Below are 15,517 nucleotides of genomic sequence, written 5' to 3'. Positions count from 1 at the left end.
TCCCCCCTTACCCCCCCGGCCCCTGCCCCTCTGACTCCTTGCGCCTTCGCCTCCGCCCATTCCTTCTCTGAGGAGAGTCCATGTCACAGGAGAACTCTGTCCGCAGTGAGGCCGATGCGTCCGACGAAGCCGACGCAGCCGACGCGCCGTACGACTACGACGTCCTGGTGGTGGGGTCCGGCTTCGGCGGGTCGGTCACCGCACTGCGGCTCACGGAGAAGGGGTACCGGGTCGGCGTCCTGGAAGCGGGGCGCCGTTTCACCCCCGGCACCCTCCCCAAGAACTCCTGGGACATCAAGAACTACCTCTGGGCCCCGGCGCTCGGCCTCTACGGGATCCAGCGCATCCACCTCCTCGGCAATGTGATGGTGCTGGCGGGCGCGGGGGTCGGCGGCGGCTCCCTCAACTACGCCAACACGCTGTACATCCCGCCGGCGCCGTTCTTCCAGGACCGGCAGTGGGCGTCGATCACCGACTGGCAGGCCGAGCTGGCGCCGTACTACGACCAGGCGCAGCGGATGCTCGGTGTGCGGCTCAACCCGACGATGACGCCGTCGGACGTCCATCTGAAGGCGTCAGCCGAGGCGATGGGCGTGGGGGGCTCCTTCCACATGGCGCCCGTCGGAGTCTTCTTCGGCGACGGGGAGGACTCGGACGGCACGGTGAGGGCGGAGCCGGGCAAGGCCGTCGACGACCCGTACTTCGGCGGGGCGGGCCCCTCCCGCAAGGCGTGCACCGAGTGCGGCGAGTGCATGACGGGCTGCCGCCACGGCGCGAAGAACACCCTCACCGAGAACTACCTCTACCTCGCGGAGAAGGCGGGTGCGGTCATCCACCCCCTGACCTCGGTGACCGCGATAGCGGAGCACGGCGAGGGCGGATACCGGGTCACCACGGTCCCGACCGACGCCCGCAAGAGCGGGCCGCGGGTGCTGCGTGCCCGGCAGGTGGTGGTCGCCGCGGGCACATACGGCACGCAGACCCTGCTGCACACCATGAAGGACCAGGGGCTGCTGCCGCGCATCTCACCGAAGCTCGGGGAGCTGACCCGCACCAACTCCGAGGCGCTGGTGGGGTCGCAGACCACGGACCGCCGCTACCGCAGGAAGCACGGCACGCCGAAGGCCGACTTCACCCAGGGCGTGGCGATCACCTCGTCGATCCACCCGGACGCGGACACCCACATCGAGCCGGTGCGGTACGGCAAGGGGTCCAACGCGATGGGCGCCCTGACCATCATCCAGGTGCCCTTCAGCTCGCGCCGGGTCCTCGGCTGGCTCGGCAACGTCGCCAAGCACCCCTGGCTGGCGGCCCGTTCACTCTCCAACTGGCACTGGTCCGAGCGGACCATCATCGGTCTGGTGATGCAGTCGCTGGACAACTCCCTTACGACGTACCGCAAACCGGGCGGGATCGGCCGGGGTCTGCTCACGGCCAGGCAGGGTCACGGCGCGCCCAACCCGAAGCAGATCGCCGAGGGCACCCGGGCCGCAACGCTGATCGCCGAGGAGATCAACGGCTTCGCCGGCTCGAACCTCGGCGAGCTGATGGGGACCCCGCTGACCGCCCACTTCCTGGGCGGCTGCCCGATCGGCGCGTCCGCCGATGAGGGGGTGATCGACCCCTACCACCGGCTGTACGGACATCCGGGCATCTCGGTGGTCGACGGCTCGGCGGTGTCGGCGAACCTCGGCGTCAACCCCTCGCTGACCATCACCGCGCAGGCGGAGCGCGCCATGTCGTACTGGCCCAACAAGGGCGACGCGGACCCGCGCCCCGAGCAGGGGCAGGCGTACGAGCGTCTCGCCGCCGTCGAACCGAACTCGCCGGCGGTACCGGGGGAGGCTTTCGGCGCGCTCAGGCTGCCGTTCCTGGGGATGCCCGCTGTCCCGCCCAGGCGGACGGCGGGCACGGAGTCGGCGGAACCGCGGAAATAGCTTCCCCCTTTTTCCGGAACCGCTTTTCCGGCGCCGCGGTTTCCGCTTCTGCCCGGGGCCTCGTACAGGGCGGGAGGGCTGCACCCCCCTCCGAGTGCAGCCCTCCCGAGTCCGTGCCGACCGGCCCTGCTGTGTCGTTCGTGCACACATATGGGGCCACTGGTGGGTACGCATGGATGACCGACCGGCCCACTGAATGGTTGCTTCCGGGCCCACGGGTTCCTCGTGTGACCTCCGTCACGGGGCGCAGTAAAAGCCAGGGGCCCGCGGAAGGGATTCCACGGGCCCCTGGCTTCGGCACCGGCGTCAGGGGAGCCACCGGTGCCGGGCGGCGGCGCCGGGGGGTGTGCGCCGCGGAAAGGAGGGGGAAAGGAGAGGGGAAAGCGCGGGATGCGTATGTGCAGTGGGACGTGCCGGCCTTGCCGGGACTGAGCCTGCCGGGATCGGACCTAACGGGACGGGGCTGACTGGATCTGGGCTGTCCGGCTCTGGGTCGACCGGATCTGGGCTGACCGGCTCTGAGCTGTCAGCCCCGGGCTGTCGGCTCCGGGCGTCCCCGGAACCGACGGCCGTGGGTGACCGGGCCGCTGTCCCCTGCCGCCCGGTCACACGCGCTGAGATGTGGTCCCACGACGCACCTGCAGTACGTCACACGCCTCAGCGGAGCCACGCGTGGTTTTCTCTTTTCCAACAGGCCGCCCCTGGCTGACACGGACGCTTGGACCAACGAAGGGCCGCCGGGCCCGGTCACGCGCCGTACGGGTGAGAGCGGGCCCGAACTCAGATCCGGGCTGTCCCCGGTCTCAGATCCGTCCCCGGCACAGTTCCAGCACGGTCATCGCGAGACCCGTGCCCGGCTTGCCGAGCGCCTCGCTGTAGTGGCCCAGGACCTCCATCTCGCGGGAGAGGTTCACCCGCCGCCCGCCGGAGGTCATCCGGGCGTCCTGGATGACGGCGGACACCGCCATCCGCTCCTGGATCAGGCCGATGATCCGGTCGTCGAGGCTGTCGATGCGGCCGCGCGCGCCCGTGATCACGCCCGCCGCCTCACTGCTGTGCGCGCCGGTGCTGTGCAGGCCGGCGGCGTCGGTCTCACTGCCGTGCAGGCCGGTGCTGTGCGTCTTGGTGCCGATGTCGGTGCTCATGTGTCCGGAACTCCTGAACCTGAAGGGGTGCGGTTCCCCGGGAGCGGCACGGTCCGGAATGCACAGACGCCCCGGACCTTGCCGGTCCGGGGCGCCTGGGGAAGTACTGATCAGTGGGTGATCAAGCAGCACGACCATGGCAGCCGGACGGGCCGGTGCCATAGGTAAAGACGAAGGTCAGCTGCTGATGCATGGGGCCAGTATGGACGGCGTTCGGAGGGAGAGACAAGCCGGTTCCGCCGACCCCGTTAGAATCGACATACAAGACCCCTGTACAAGACCCCTCCTTTCCCGCCGGAAGGCCGCCCCGTGCCAGCAGCACCCCCCGCCGCCCCCGAGGTCGTCCTCGTAGTCGACTTCGGCGCGCAGTACGCCCAGCTCATCGCCCGTCGCGTCCGTGAGGCGCGGGTCTACAGCGAGATCGTGCCGTCCACCATGCCGGTGGCCGAGATGCTGGCGAAGAACCCGAAGGCGATCATCCTCTCGGGCGGCCCGTCGTCCGTGTACGCGCCGGGCGCGCCCGTCCTCGACCGGGCGCTCTTCGAGGCCGGGGTTCCCATCTTCGGCATGTGCTACGGATTCCAGCTCATGGCGACCACCCTCGGCGGCACGGTCGACGACAACGGCGCACGGGAGTACGGCCGGACCGCGCTCACGGTCTCCAAGCCGTCCTCCACGCTCTTCGAGGGCACCCCGGCCGAGCAGTCCGTGTGGATGTCGCACGGTGACGCCTGCTCCGCCGCCCCGGAGGGGTTCACGGTCACCGCGTCCACCGACGTCGTACCGGTCGCGGCCTTCGAGAACGACGAGAAGAAGCTGTACGGCGTCCAGCACCACCCCGAGGTGATGCACTCCACGTACGGCCAGCAGGTCCTTGAGCACTTCCTCTACCGGGGCGCGGGCATCGACCCGTCCTGGACCACGACGAACGTCGTGGAGGAGCAGGTCGCCCTGATCCGCGAGCAGGTCGGCACCAAGCGCGCGATCTGCGGACTCTCCGGCGGTGTCGACTCCGCCGTCGCGGCCGCCCTGGTGCAGAAGGCCATCGGCTCCCAGCTGACCTGCGTGTACGTCGACCACGGGCTGATGCGCAAGGGCGAGACCGAGCAGGTCGAGAAGGACTTCGTCGCCGCCACGGGTGTCCAGCTCAAGGTGGTCGACGCCGAGGACCGCTTCCTGACCGCTCTCAAGGGGGTCTCCGACCCCGAGGAGAAGCGGAAGATCATCGGGCGTGAGTTCATCCGGGTCTTCGAGCAGGCCCAGGCCGAGATCATCGCCGACGCGGGCGAGGACGTCGCGTTCCTGGTGCAGGGCACGCTGTACCCGGACGTCGTCGAGTCCGGCGGCGGCACCGGCACCGCCAACATCAAGTCCCACCACAATGTGGGCGGGCTCCCCGACGACATCGAGTTCAAGCTCGTCGAGCCGTTGCGGCAGCTCTTCAAGGACGAGGTCCGGATGGTCGGCCAGGAGCTCGGCCTGCCGGACGAGATCGTCCAGCGCCAGCCCTTCCCCGGCCCCGGACTCGGCATCCGTATCGTCGGAGAGGTCACCAAGGAGCGGCTCGACCTGCTGCGCGAGGCCGACGCCATCGCACGTGAGGAGCTCACGGCGGCCGGTCTGGACCGCGAGATCTGGCAGTGCCCCGTGGTGCTGCTCGCGGACGTCCGGTCGGTCGGCGTCCAGGGCGACGGCCGTACCTACGGCCACCCGATCGTGCTGCGGCCCGTCTCGTCCGAGGACGCCATGACGGCGGACTGGACGCGTCTGCCGTACGAGGTGCTGGGGAAGATCTCGACGCGAATCACCAACGAGGTCGCCGATGTGAACCGTGTGGTGCTCGATGTGACGAGCAAGCCCCCGGGCACCATCGAGTGGGAGTAGGCCCGCCCGCCCGGCCCCGCCGCCACCTCAGCAGCTGACGAGCGCCGCCGTACCGGACATCCGGTACGGCGGCGCTTCGCTGCATTCCGGTACGGCGGCGCCGCGCTGCCGTAGCGCACGCAGCCACTCGACCGGCAGTCATGATTCGTTCACCGCATGACTCTGTTCACCTGCGGTAACGCGCGGTAGCTTCCGGCCATGACTGAGATGCCAGCCCCGATATCGGCCTCTGCCCCCGGTTCTGCCCCCGGCTCTGTTCCCACCCCCGGTGCCGCCCCCCTTTCCACCCCCGCCCCCACCGCTGCTCACGCCGCCGGGCCGTCCGCCGCGCCCGAGCCCGTACCGGTCGATCAGCTCCGGTTCGCGATGCCGCCGGTCCACGAGACCCTGTCGGAGGAGCGGCAGTACCGGAAGACGAGGCTCGCGGGGGCGCTGCGGCTCTTCGCGCGGTACGGGTACGAGGACGGCGTCTCGGGCCACATCACCGCCCGCGACCCGGGGTACCCCGACTGCTTCTGGGTGAATCCTTTCGGGGCGCCGCTGGCGGAGCTGGGGGCGGGCGATCTGATCCTGGTCAACGGCGACGGGCAGGTAGTGGAGGGCAGCCACCACGTCAACCAGGCCGCCTTCGCCGTGCACGCCCAGGTGCACCGGGCCAGGCCCGCCGTCGTCGCGGTCGCGCACAGCCACTCGCTGCACGGGCGGGCGCTGTCCACGCTGGGCGAGCTCCTGGATCCCATCACGCAGGAGGCCTGCGCCTTCTACGAGGACCTCGCGCTCTACGACTCCTACACCGGTGTCGTCGTGGACGAGGAGGAGGGCCGCAGCATCGCCGCCGCGCTCGGCGAGCGCAAGGCGGTCATCCTCCGTAACCACGGGCTGCTGACCGTGGGCGACTCGGTCGACGCGGCGGCCTGGTGGTTCATCACCCTGGAGCGCTCCTGTCAGGTCCAGCTCGCCGCGCGGGCCGCCGGGAAGCCCGTACTCATCGACCACAGGAACGCGGTCGCCACCCGGGAGCAGCTGGGCAGCGACCTGGTGGCCTGGATCAACTACCAGCCGCTGTGGCGGCAGATCAGCGCAACCGGACCCGACGCGGGCGCGTGAACGGCACCCGTGCGAGAGCGTTCCCGTACACGTCCCGGCGCCGCCCCCGGACACCTCCGTCAACCTGACGTGTCGTCAATCACCCTGCCTGACCTGACCTGCTGCCGGTACGGCTCCGTGAGTGCGGCACAATTCCCTGGAACTGCAAGGAAGTTCAAGGGTGTGCAGGGAAGTTCACGGGGCGGGAAAAAGGGCGGCGTTCTGCGTGGCGGTACAGGAAGCAAGACAGGGCGACGGTCCGCGCGCCGGAGCGCACGGCGGCGGGTGCACCTGCCAGGACTGCCCGCACGGCGCACGCGAGGGGCACCGGCGGGCAGTTGCCGCGTTCCTCGCCCAGCGGGACGGTCTGGCGGCCGGCGAGGGACTGCCCGCCGGAGTCGCCCACTCGGCCGGAGCGTCGCGGCAGTGGGTCTCCGACGAACTGACGGAGTCGGCACGCGCGGTGGCCGAACGCGGCCGGGAGGCCGGTGAAGCCTGGTTCCGGCAGGTGTGGGTGCGGACGCTGCTGGTGGTGTGGGGCGGCGCGGTGGCCCTCGTGCTCGCCGAGGCGTTGACCGCGATCGGGGCGGGCTGGAGCGCGGCCCGTACCGCCGGGCTGATCGCCGCGGTGCTCACCGCCGCACTGCTGACCGGCGCCGCCCGTACCCACCGGGCGCGCGGCGGGCTGCTGGCCCCCCTGATCGGCGAGGACAACCGGCTCTCCACCTCGCGCGCGGTCGCCGGGTCGTGGGTGCTGCTTGTCGTCTTCTCCGTCCTGGTGCTCTCGCTCCAGCTCGCCGGGGCGTCCGGCCACGGCAGGCGCGACGCCCTGATCGCCGGACTCGGGCCGGCCCGGGGCGCGGGCACGGTGACCGTGCTCGCGCTGGTCTGCGCCGTGGCGGTGGTGGTGCGGCGCGTGGTCGCGCTGCGGGTCCTGGCGCAGAAGCTCCAGAAGGTGCGCGCCGACCGCCCCCGCGCCGCCGATCTGCTCACCGACGACTCGGGGCGCGGCAGCTTCGCGGACGTACAGTACGTCCTGGTCAGCTCGGCCGCGGTGCTGTTCGCCGCCGTACGCCTGGCCCGCCGGCCCGATCAGCTGCCCGACCTTCCGTGGGGGCTGGTGCTCCTGGTCGTGGTCTCGGCCGCCACGTACTTCGCGGCCAAGTACGCGGAGGGCGGCAGGCCGGTGGTGCTCTCGGTGGTCCGGTCGCGGGAGGCGGGGGACCTGGATGCCCCGGTCCGTACCGGCGACGACATCGAGATCCGGGGTGCGGGCTTTGTACCGCCGGGGGCTGGGACCCCGGACCGGCTGGCCCGGATGGTGGTGCGGATCGGCACGGTGCACGTCCATGTGCCGCTGGTCCCGGTGCCGGGTGGTTTCGCCAACCCGTCGGACACGGTGCTGACGGTGCCCGTACCGGTGGAGGTGGAGCCGGGCCGGGTGGAGGTACGCGTGGTGACGGCGGCCGGGGTGGAGACGGCGGCGTGCGAGATCGACGTCACGGACTAGCCGCCCCTGGGCGCCCTGGGCGCCCTGGCCCCCCTGGCCCCCTGGTCCTGCTGGTCCGGCTGCGTCCTGCGTCAGCGGGTGAACTTCTCGATGGCGGCCGGGGTGACGGGGGTGAAGAAGTTGACCAGGTTGCCGTCGGGGTCGCGGAAGAGCAGCGCCCGGTTGCCCCAGGGCATGGTGGTGGGCTCGTTGACGAAATCGGTCACCACGCCGCCGAGGTTCCGGTGCACGCTGTCCACGTCGTCGACGAGGAACTCGATGATCACGCTGTGATTGTCCGCCGGGCGGGCCGAACCCGGAGCGAACAGCGGGACGGTACTGGTACCCGCGATCGCAAGGGTGGCGTGGGGCGTACGGAGCTCGGCGAACTCCTCGGTGGCCCAGGCAGCCTGCACCCCGGTGGCCTTCTCGTAGAACTCGACAAGGCGCGCCACGTCGCTGGTGATGATGCGGATCGAGACGAAGTCCATGGTGTTCTCCCTGGTTCCTTTGTTACTGGTTCCTGGTTGATGAGGTGTGGTGCTGAGGTGTGGTGCTGGGTTGGTTGTGGTGCTCGCTTCGCAGCCTAGGACCAATAGAGGACAGAATCGGTCCGGTATGCCCTCTAGGCTCTGCACCATGTCTCGACCTACCGCGCGGGTGCTGACGCTCCTGGAACTGCTGCAGTCGGGCGGCCTCCGGACCGTGGCCGAGCTCGCCGACCGGCTCGGCGTCGACGGACGGACCGTACGGCGGTATGTGGACCAGCTGGTCGACCTGGACCTGCCCGTGGAGGCGGTGCGAGGCCGGTACGGCGGGTACCGGCTCGCCTCCGGGTACCGCCTGCCTCCCCTCATGCTCAGCGACGACGAGGCGCTCGCTGTGCTGCTCGGTCTGGTCGCCGGCCGCCGGGCGGGGCTGATGACGACGGCGGACACGGCGAGCGAGACGGCAGCGGCCAAGATCCGCAGGGTGCTCCCCGCGCCGCTGGCCCGCAGGCTCGACACGGTCCTGGAATCCCTCGCGTTCACGGCGCCGCCCGGCGAGTCCGCCACCCCGGACGCCGATGTCCTGCTCACCGTCGCCGATGCGGTGCGCCACCGGCGGCCGGTCTCGATCAGGTACACCGACCGCGAAGGCCGACGCAGTGAACGCCCGCTGCACCCGTACGGGATCGTCGCGCACTCGGGCCGGTGGTACGTCACGGGCACGGACCCCGGGATCGGCGAGGACCGGACCTTCCGGCTCGACCGCATCGCTGACGCGAGGACTCTGCCCGGCTCCTTCGACGAGCCCGCCGGACCCGATCCGGCGCAGCGCGTGCTGTCGGGGTTCGCCACGGCCGAGTACCGGTACGAGGTGGTCCTGCGGATCCACGGGACCGTCGACCAGATCCGCGCCCGCCTTCCGGCCACCGTCGCGAGCGTCACGGAGATCGAGCCTGTGCCTGTGCCCGGGGCCGACGCGGAAGCGGAGCCCGACGCGGAAGCGGAGCCCGGGGCGGATGCGGAGCCCGGGGCAGGCGCGGATCAGGCGGCCGGGGGCTGGCTGCGGGTCGAACTGCGGGCGGAGCGGCTCGACTGGTTGCCACCGGTACTCGCCTCACTCGACCGGCCGTTCACCATCGAGCGCCCCGACGAACTGCGCGACCTCGTCACCGCGCTCGCCGACCGTCTCGCGTCCTGCGCCCGGCGGACCTGACGTTCGTGTGAGACATGGGCCCGCCCGGCCGCCCCGACATGTGAACCGAACCGTGAGCCCCGTCCGGCGAATCCGCCCCGTCGAATCGGGCCCGTGCGACCTGACCCCCCGCAGAGGCACCCCGTCCGCAGGATGCGTCGCCGCAGGACGCAAAATCGTGACTGCGTCCGCCACACCGGCACGCGCCACGGGGCAATCGGAGAGGCAGGACCAGGCCATGGTTCAGGGATACCGGACGGGCACACCCATCGGGCTCGGCGGCAGTGTGCGCAGCCGTAACGGTGGCTGGAAGGACACTGCCCGGCGGTACTCGCTGCTCCCGCTGCGGATCTTCCTCGGCGTCACCTTTCTGTACGCCGGTACCGACAAGCTCACCGGCTCCGGCTTCCTGCACACGACAGGCCCCGGTTCCATCGGCGAGCTCATGCACTCCGTACGCGGCTCCGCTGCTTTCCCGGCGCTCGTGGACCTGGCCCTGAAGAGCCCGGCCGGCTTCGGCTACGCGATCGCCATCGGTGAACTCGCCGTCGGCATCGGCACCCTGCTGGGGCTGTACGGGCGGGTCGCGGCGCTCGGCGGCGCCCTGATCTCGCTGAGCCTCTGGCTGACCGTGAGCTGGCAGTCCACCCCGTACTACTACGGCAACGACCTGGCCTACCTCATGGCCTGGCTTCCGCTCGTGCTCGCCGGGTCGCCGCTGCTCTCACTGGACGCCCTCCGGGCCGACCGCCGCCGGATGCTGTAACCGATGGTGCTGGCGATCCCCGCCAGCACGAGACCGGCGGCAAGCATCGGCAGCGCGGCCGGCGGAGGTGTCCGCCAGAGGCCGCCCGCGTCGCCGAGGTAGACGGCCGCGATGGCCAGCAGCACCAGACCCGCGACGGCCTTTCCCGGCCGGAACTCGTGCAGGAACGCGCGCTGAGGCCGACCGCGCGGTGGTTCACCGGCCAGTGGTTCATCGCGCAGTGGTTCACCGGCCAGTGGTTCACCGGCCGGCGGTTCATCGCGCAGTGGTTCGCCGGGACGCCATGCGTCGTGGCGTGGTCCGGCCGGGTGCGCCCCACCCGCCGCCGGGCCGCCAGTTCCTGCTCCGTCACCGTGCACGGGTCACCTCCGCCTGTCCCAGGCCGACCTCCAGGCGGAGGTCGACCGTGCCTCCGGCCTTGCCGCCCCCCTGCGGGGCGAGCGTCACCGTTCTCTCCCGGGCGGGGGAGATGTCGTTGTTGGTGGCCTTCTGGTTCTCACCGGGCAGCTGGATGTCGCCGAGACCCACCTCGGCATGGAGCCGCACCGTTACGTTCTTCGGTACGACGACCGACACCCGGCCCGCGCCGACCTCCACATGGGTACGGACGGACGTACCCGGCGGAACCCTCAGTTGCCGGAGGTTCAGCGTGCCGACCCCCGTTCCCACCTCGTACCGCGGGTGCACCGCCGACACCGACGCGGGCCGCCACTCCGTCCGCATCCAGTGCGTGGTGACGGTTTTCGGCAGGGCGCTCGCGCCCGCCAGCAGCGCCGTCGTGACCACCACCAGGAAGATCGTGCCGGACCCGGTACGCCCGACGAACGAGCTGAGCAGCATGCCGAGCCCGAAGACGGCGAGTGCGCAGGCCAGCCCGATCTGCAGACTCGTGGCGAACGGCTGGCTGTGCCTGGAGAGGCCCGTGCCGAGACAGGCGGCGATCAGGGCGAGCAGGAACAGCCGGCCGCCGATACCGCGCGGCCCCCGGCTGGCCGCCGGGGCGGACCGGGCCGGTCTGCGGGACGGCGGCGGATCAGGTGTGGTGTCCGAAGGGCCCCAGAGATAGCCGGAACCGACCGGTCCGGTGGTGCCGTCCTTGATGATCGGGTCCCGCCACCAGGACGGGCCGCCCGGCGTCGGCGGGGCCTTCGTCTCCGGCGGCGCGTCCGCCACTTTCTGCCCGGCGGGCTTCTGCGTGGCCGCCCGCTGCCCGGCGGCGGGCTCCGGCGGTTCGGGGGCGGCGAGCCGGCGCCGTTCCGACCAGACCGCGGAGCCCGCGGTGGCCAGCGACAGCAGGGCGGCGAAGACCAGCACCGACACGTAGTGCAGCATCGACAGGAACAGCCCGCAGCCGCCCAGCGCGAAGAGCACCGCGGCCATGGACGCGCCCTCGACCCGGCCGGTCAGCAGCCTGCGCGCCTCGTTCTCCTCCTCGCCCTCCAGCTGGATCACCAGCCAGGCGAAACCGTAGAAGATCAGCCCGATACCGCCGGTCACCGCGAGGACACCGAGTACGACGCGGAAGATCACCGGATCCAGGTCGAAGTGTCTGCCGAGCCCTCCGCAGACCCCGGCGACCACCTTGTTGTTCCGGTGGCGCCGCAGGGGTGGTCGCGGCTCGTTCAGCGGCGGGGTTGTCATACCCCCATGGTGACGGTCGTCCCCGGCGGGCGGGGGCGGTGACGACCCTGGCCGATCCCTGATTTCGGCCCCTGGAACCAGGGGGTTTTCCCTGATGCCCGTGGCGGCCCGTCCGTGTGACGATCGAACCATGCCAGTCGCCCCGCCCCGCGCCGCCGGTGCCGCATCCGAAACCCCGGACGAGCCCGCGCCGCGCAAGCTGTACCGCAGCGCCGAAGGGCGGATGCTGGGCGGCGTCGCGCGCGGCCTCGCCGGACACCTCGGGGTGCCCGTCTCCTGGGTGCGGGCCGCGTTCATCGTGCTCTTCGCCCTGGAGGGGCTGGGCGCGCTGCTGTATGCCGCGTTCTGGTTCGTCGTGCCGCTCGGCGCGGGCGGGGTCGAGCAGCCTGGCGTGTCATCGCCGTTCGAGGAGTCCCCGGACGGCCGCCGCAGACTGCGCAAGCCCGACCGTGGCCAGATCGTCGCCCTCATCGCGCTGATCATCGGCGTGGCGGCCTTCATCGGGAACGTGGACATCGGCGGCGACGCCAGTCCGTACATCTGGCCCGTCCTGCTCATCGGCGCCGGTGTCGTCCTCGTCTGGCGCCAGGCGGACAACACGCGGCGCGCGCACTGGGCGGAGGTCGGCCGCAGCAGCAGGCTTCTCCCGCTGGGCCGCGCGCTGGCGGGTGTCGTGCTGGTCGGCGCGGGGCTCGCCGCGTTCATCGTGATCCGCGGCTCGTCGGCGCAGCTCGGCAATGTCCTGACCGCCGCACTCGCCGTGGTCGCCGGGATCGCCCTGCTGGTCGGCCCCTGGCTCATCCGGATGACCCAGGACCTCTCCCAGGAGCGCCTGATGCGCATCCGCGCCCAGGAACGCGCGGAGGTCGCGGCGCATGTCCACGACTCGGTGCTGCACACGCTCACCCTGATCCAGCGCAACGCCGAGGAACCGGGCGAGGTCCGCAGGCTGGCCCGCGCCCAGGAGCGCGAACTGCGCGCCTGGCTCTACCGGCCCGAGGGCACCGGCAAGGACAAGGACGACGAACCCGAGACCCTCGCCGACGCCGTCAGACAGTCCGCCGCCGAGGTCGAGGACAAGCACGGGGTACCGCTCGAAGTGGTGGTCGTGGGGGACTGCCCGCTGGACGAGAAGCTGTCGGCCCAGATGCAGGCCGCACGCGAGGCCATGGTCAACGCGGCCAAGTACGGTGGCGAGGGCGGGGCCGTACAGGTGTACGCGGAAGTCGAAGGCCGTACGGTCTTCGTGTCGGTACGGGACCGGGGGCCCGGGTTCGATCTGGAAGCGGTGCCCGGGGACCGGATGGGCGTAAGAGAATCGATCATCGGCCGTATGCAGCGCAACGGCGGTACGGCAAGCCTGCGTTCCGCTCCCGACGGCGGCACCGTAGTGGAACTGGAGATGGAGCGAGCATGACCGAGCCCACCGACCGAACCGAGCCCACCGGCCGAACCGGCTGCACCGAGCCCACCGACCGAACCGGCCGCAGGGCCAGGGTCGTTCTCGTGGACGACCACCGGATGTTCCGCACGGGGGTGCAGGCGGAGATCGGCCGCACCGAGTCGACGGGCGTCGAGGTCGTCGGCGAAGCGGCCGACGTCGACCAGGCGGTCACCGTCATCAAGGCCACCCGCCCCGAGGTCGTCCTCCTCGACGTCCACCTCCCGGGCGGCGGCGGCGTCGAAGTGCTGCGCCGCTCGGCCGCGCTGATGTCCGACGCGGAGAACCCGGTCCGCTTCCTCGCCCTGTCCGTGTCGGACGCGGCGGAGGACGTGATCGGTGTCATCAGGGGCGGCGCCCGCGGTTACGTCACCAAGACGATCACCGGCACCGACCTGGTCGACTCGATCTTCCGGGTGCAGGACGGCGACGCGGTCTTCTCGCCCCGTCTCGCGGGGTTCGTCCTCGACGCCTTCGCCTCCACGGACGCACCGCCGGTCGACGAGGACATGGACCGGCTGACGCAGCGCGAGCGGGAGGTTCTGCGCCTCATCGCGCGCGGATACGCGTACAAGGAGATCGCCAAACAGCTCTTCATCTCGGTGAAGACGGTCGAGTCGCACGTCTCGGCGGTGCTGCGCAAGCTCCAGCTGTCGAACCGCCATGAACTGACCCGGTGGGCGACGGCGCGCCGGCTGGTCTGAAAGTTCTGGCCGAAGGCGCCGGCTGAGGGTTCTGTCCGACAGCTCTGTCCGACGGTTCGGGTGTGTCAGTCCGTCCCGTCGCCGCGGTCCGGGTTCGGGGGCCTGCCGCGGCGGGGGAGTGCACCGGCGTCGCGCGGCAGCCGTCCCGCGTCGGAGAGGGCCTTGCGGAGCAGGAACTCGATCTGGGCGTTGGCGCTGCGGAGTTCGTCCGCCGCCCAGCGCGCCAAGGCGTCGTGCACGGACGGGTCCAGCCGGAGCAGCACCTGCTTGCGCGCCCTGGCCGCCCGCCGCGGCGCCGGGCCGGAAGAGCCGGGGGCGCCGGTGCTTTCAGCGCTTACGGGACCCTCAGCGCTTACGGGATCCTCAGCGTTTATGGGGCCTTCCGCGCTCACGGGATCCTCAGCGTTTACGGGGCCCTCGGCACTCACCGGACCTTCCTCGCTCGCCGGCCCCTCCGCACTCACTGGTAGAGGGAACCGGTGTTCAGGACCGGCTGGACGGCGCGGTCACCGCACAGCACCACCATCAAGTTGCTGACCATGGTGGCCTTGCGCTCCTCATCCAGTTCCACGATGCCCTGTTCGCTGATCCGGACCAGGGCCTGCTCGACCATGCCGACCGCGCCCTCGACGATCTGCTGGCGGGCTGCGACAACCGCCCCGGCCTGCTGGCGCTGGAGCATCGCGGAGGCGATCTCCGGTGCGTACGCGAGGTGGCTGAACCGGGACTCGACGATCCGGACCCCCGCGGCCCGGACCCGCGCCGTCAGCTCCAGCGAGAGCTTCTCGGTGATCTCGTCCGCGTTGCCGCGCAGGGACAGCGCGTCATCGTCGTGCGCGTCGTACGGGTACTCGATGGCGATGTGCCGGACCGCCGACTCGGTCTGGGTCGCGACGAACTTGCGGTAGTCGTCCACCTCGAACAGCGCCTGCGCGGTGTCCTCGACCTTCCACACCACGACCGCCGCGAGTTCGATCGGGTTGCCGTAGGCGTCGTTGACCTTCATCACCGGTGTCTCGTTGTTCCGCACCCGGGTGGAGATCTTCCGTGAACTGGTCAGCGGATTCACCCAGCGCAGTCCGTCCTGGCGGATCGTGCCCACGTACCGCCCGAACAGCTGGATGACGCGGGCCTCGCCCGGTGCCACCATCTTCACGCCGGTCATGCAGAACAGGGAGCCGAGCAGTACGACGATGCCCACCACGACCAGGGTGACGCCCAGACCGTCGGCGGCCACACCGCCACCCACGAGCAGCCCGATCCCCACCACCGCGCCGAGCAGGGTCAGCAGCAGTGCGGCGCCGCCCGCGATGCCGTGCGCCGGGGTCTCGTGCACATGCGGGGCCGGCATGTCCGGGGTGTCCGCCTCCAGCCCGGCCGCGGTGGTCATGGCGTTGGCTGACGCCGGCCTGCCGGTGGGCGCCGGGTCCTGTCCGGGTGTTTCCGTCATGGTGTTCTCTCTCTTCGGGGCGTTGCTTCTCCGAAACCCAGACTGATGTCTGTGGCTAATCAAAGTGATAGCTAATTTAAGCATGGCGCTGCAGAGTGGGCAATCACCCCGGCCCGCTCCCTCCTGCGCCCGTGGCGACCGGCGGGCCGGTGTGTACGGGTATGGCCAGGTGCGGGCAGAGTCGGCCAGCGCCAGGCAAGGAACGGGCGTATACCGTACGTGTTGGGTCATCGCCGTACGTGACGACGTAAAAAGGGCGCAAAACAGGTAACCCCAGGGTCCAATAGGGCATCT

13 protein-coding genes are annotated in these 15,517 nt (G+C 71.0%); 8 read left to right on the top strand and 5 right to left on the bottom strand.

Annotation, left to right across the window (positions count from 1 at the left end; translation table 11 throughout):
* Window positions 1-80: 80 nt before the first annotated feature.
* Entirely contained in the window at window positions 81-1,937 is a 1,857-nt protein-coding gene (locus OG452_RS13040) for a GMC family oxidoreductase (RefSeq protein WP_327295802.1), read from the top strand.
* A gap of 803 nt (window positions 1,938-2,740) precedes the next feature.
* Here the strand turns inward: OG452_RS13040 and OG452_RS13035 are convergent.
* Window positions 2,741-3,082 carry a chorismate mutase gene (locus OG452_RS13035; protein WP_327295801.1) on the bottom strand — a complete coding sequence of 114 codons (342 nt, stop codon included), beginning with the start codon at window positions 3,080-3,082 and terminating at the stop codon, window positions 2,741-2,743.
* A 309-nt stretch (window positions 3,083-3,391) separates the two neighbouring features.
* Here OG452_RS13035 and guaA point away from each other — a divergent pair, with 309 nt between their 5' ends.
* From guaA to OG452_RS13020, 3 genes are all read left to right on the top strand, one after another.
* Entirely contained in the window at window positions 3,392-4,966 is a 1,575-nt protein-coding gene (gene guaA / locus OG452_RS13030; RefSeq protein ID WP_327295800.1) for a glutamine-hydrolyzing GMP synthase, read from the top strand.
* Window positions 4,967-5,164: 198 nt separating this feature from the next.
* Complete coding sequence (locus OG452_RS13025; protein WP_327295799.1) at window positions 5,165-6,073, top strand: class II aldolase/adducin family protein; 909 nt, start codon at window positions 5,165-5,167, stop codon at window positions 6,071-6,073.
* Window positions 6,074-6,278: 205 nt separating this feature from the next.
* Window positions 6,279-7,562, top strand: a complete 1,284-nt coding sequence (locus tag OG452_RS13020; RefSeq protein WP_327295798.1) for a hypothetical protein — start codon at window positions 6,279-6,281, stop codon at window positions 7,560-7,562.
* A gap of 71 nt (window positions 7,563-7,633) precedes the next feature.
* Here OG452_RS13020 and OG452_RS13015 read toward each other — a convergent pair whose 3' ends face one another.
* Window positions 7,634-8,032, bottom strand: a complete 399-nt coding sequence (locus OG452_RS13015) for a VOC family protein (protein WP_327295797.1) — start codon at window positions 8,030-8,032, stop codon at window positions 7,634-7,636.
* 148 nt (window positions 8,033-8,180) lie between these two features.
* On the opposite strand from OG452_RS13015, the gene OG452_RS13010 reads away from it, so the two are divergent.
* Complete coding sequence (locus OG452_RS13010) at window positions 8,181-9,242, top strand: helix-turn-helix transcriptional regulator (protein ID WP_327295796.1); 1,062 nt, start codon at window positions 8,181-8,183, stop codon at window positions 9,240-9,242.
* Between the two features lie 217 nt (window positions 9,243-9,459).
* Window positions 9,460-9,987, top strand: a complete 528-nt coding sequence (locus OG452_RS13005; protein ID WP_327295795.1) for a DoxX family protein — start codon at window positions 9,460-9,462, stop codon at window positions 9,985-9,987.
* Between the two features lie 348 nt (window positions 9,988-10,335).
* Here the strand turns inward: OG452_RS13005 and OG452_RS13000 are convergent, their stop codons facing one another.
* Window positions 10,336-11,628 (bottom strand): PspC domain-containing protein, encoded by a 1,293-nt coding sequence (locus OG452_RS13000; protein WP_327295794.1) that lies wholly within the window; start codon window positions 11,626-11,628, stop codon window positions 10,336-10,338.
* Window positions 11,629-11,758: 130 nt separating this feature from the next.
* Here OG452_RS13000 and OG452_RS12995 point away from each other — a divergent pair, with 130 nt between their 5' ends.
* Window positions 11,759-13,045 carry a PspC domain-containing protein gene (locus OG452_RS12995; protein ID WP_327295793.1) on the top strand — a complete coding sequence of 429 codons (1,287 nt, stop codon included), beginning with the start codon at window positions 11,759-11,761 and terminating at the stop codon, window positions 13,043-13,045.
* On the top strand, window positions 13,042-13,773 hold the full coding sequence (locus tag OG452_RS12990) for a response regulator transcription factor (RefSeq protein ID WP_327295792.1): 732 nt from the start codon (window positions 13,042-13,044) through the stop codon (window positions 13,771-13,773). Before OG452_RS12995 ends, OG452_RS12990 begins: the two co-directional genes overlap by 4 nt.
* Before the next feature lie 65 nt (window positions 13,774-13,838).
* Here OG452_RS12990 and OG452_RS12985 read toward each other — a convergent pair whose 3' ends face one another.
* Window positions 13,839-14,147, bottom strand: a complete 309-nt coding sequence (locus tag OG452_RS12985; RefSeq protein WP_327299611.1) for a hypothetical protein — start codon at window positions 14,145-14,147, stop codon at window positions 13,839-13,841.
* An 86-nt stretch (window positions 14,148-14,233) separates the two neighbouring features.
* The gene (locus OG452_RS12980; protein WP_327299610.1) at window positions 14,234-15,163 is read right to left on the bottom strand and encodes an SPFH domain-containing protein; all 930 of its coding nucleotides are present in this window, start codon (window positions 15,161-15,163) and stop codon (window positions 14,234-14,236) included.
* Between the last annotated feature and the right edge of the window lie 354 nt (window positions 15,164-15,517).

Source organism: Streptomyces sp. NBC_01197 (genome assembly GCF_036010505.1).
Classification (GTDB): Bacteria; Actinomycetota; Actinomycetes; order Streptomycetales; family Streptomycetaceae; genus Streptomyces.
The sequence above is the reverse complement of the archived record's forward strand: the minus strand, read 5'-3'. Positions and strand labels throughout refer to the sequence as shown.

Excerpts from the sequence above, each read along its gene's own strand:
- OG452_RS12995 (WP_327295793.1), top strand. The coding sequence starts at position 11,759 with ATGCCAGTCGCCCCGCCCCGCGCCGCCGGTGCCGCATCCGAAACCCCG.
- OG452_RS13005 (WP_327295795.1), top strand. The coding sequence starts at position 9,460 with ATGGTTCAGGGATACCGGACGGGCACACCCATCGGGCTCGGCGGCAGT.
- OG452_RS13010 (WP_327295796.1), top strand. The coding sequence starts at position 8,181 with ATGTCTCGACCTACCGCGCGGGTGCTGACGCTCCTGGAACTGCTGCAG.
- OG452_RS12990 (WP_327295792.1), top strand. The coding sequence starts at position 13,042 with ATGACCGAGCCCACCGACCGAACCGAGCCCACCGGCCGAACCGGCTGC.
- OG452_RS12980 (WP_327299610.1), bottom strand. The coding sequence starts at position 15,163 with ATGACCACCGCGGCCGGGCTGGAGGCGGACACCCCGGACATGCCGGCC.
- OG452_RS13025 (WP_327295799.1), top strand. The coding sequence starts at position 5,165 with ATGACTGAGATGCCAGCCCCGATATCGGCCTCTGCCCCCGGTTCTGCC.
- OG452_RS13000 (WP_327295794.1), bottom strand. The coding sequence starts at position 11,628 with ATGACAACCCCGCCGCTGAACGAGCCGCGACCACCCCTGCGGCGCCAC.
- OG452_RS13015 (WP_327295797.1), bottom strand. The coding sequence starts at position 8,032 with ATGGACTTCGTCTCGATCCGCATCATCACCAGCGACGTGGCGCGCCTT.
- OG452_RS13040 (WP_327295802.1), top strand. The coding sequence starts at position 81 with ATGTCACAGGAGAACTCTGTCCGCAGTGAGGCCGATGCGTCCGACGAA.
- OG452_RS13035 (WP_327295801.1), bottom strand. The coding sequence starts at position 3,082 with ATGAGCACCGACATCGGCACCAAGACGCACAGCACCGGCCTGCACGGC.